This window comes from Comamonas sp. wu1-DMT (genome assembly GCF_040187805.1).
Classification (GTDB): domain Bacteria; phylum Pseudomonadota; class Gammaproteobacteria; order Burkholderiales; family Burkholderiaceae_C; genus Comamonas; species Comamonas thiooxydans.
In genome coordinates, this window is the sequence record NZ_JBANEM010000056.1 from 1 (window position 1) to 836 (window position 836).

The 836-nt window shown below is 63.5% G+C and carries 2 protein-coding genes; both read left to right on the forward strand.

The window, feature by feature from the left end; all coding sequences use genetic code 11:
* Window positions 1-339, forward strand: a 339-nt coding sequence (locus V8Z78_RS27010) for a GDP-mannose 4,6-dehydratase (RefSeq protein WP_349732510.1), incomplete at its 5' end; no start/stop codon positions are given.
* Window positions 336-836: SDR family oxidoreductase (locus tag V8Z78_RS27015; protein WP_349732511.1), on the forward strand; the 501-nt coding region annotated here is incomplete at its 3' end. The genes V8Z78_RS27010 and V8Z78_RS27015, both read left to right, overlap by 4 nt.

Consider the following 836-nt stretch of genomic DNA (forward strand, 5'->3'; position numbering starts at 1 on the left):
GAGACCTATAACGTGGGCGGCTGGAACGAGAAGGCCAATATCGACATCGTCAAGACCGTGTGCAGCTTGCTCGACGAGCTGCGCCCGCGCGCCGATGGCAAGGCCTATGCCGAGCAGATCACCTATGTGACCGACCGTCCCGGCCATGATCGCCGCTATGCGATCGATGCGCGCAAGCTGGAACGCGAGCTGGGCTGGAAGCCGGCCGAGACCTTCGAGACCGGCATTCGCAAGACCGTGCAGTGGTATCTGGCCAACCCAGAGTGGGTGGCCAATGTGCAGTCGGGCGCCTACCGTGATTGGGTGCAAAAGCAGTACACCGGCGAGGCTTCGGCATGAAGCTGCTGCTGCTGGGCAAGAACGGTCAGGTCGGCTGGGAGCTGCAGCGCAGTCTCGCCCCTTTGGGCGAGGTGATTGCGCTGGATCGCCAGAGCGTGAATGTGGATGGGAATGGCCTGTGCGGTGATGTCGGCGATCTGCAGACACTGGCGCAGACCATTCGCAGCGTGCGCCCGGATGTGATCGTCAATGCCGCAGCGCATACGGCGGTGGACAAGGCCGAGAGCGAACCGGATCTGGCCTTGCGCCTGAATGCCGAAGCCCCCGAAGTCATGGCGCTGGAGGCCAAAAGCCTGGGCGCCCTGCTGGTGCACTACAGCACCGACTATGTCTTCGACGGCTCCGGCAGTGCGGCACGCAAGGAGGGTGATGCAACCGGGCCGCTATCGGTCTACGGTCGCACCAAGCTGGAGGGCGAGCAGCGGATTGCGGCCACGCATTGCCGCCATCTGATTTTTCGCACCAGCTGGGTCTATGCAGCGCGTGGCGGCAACTTT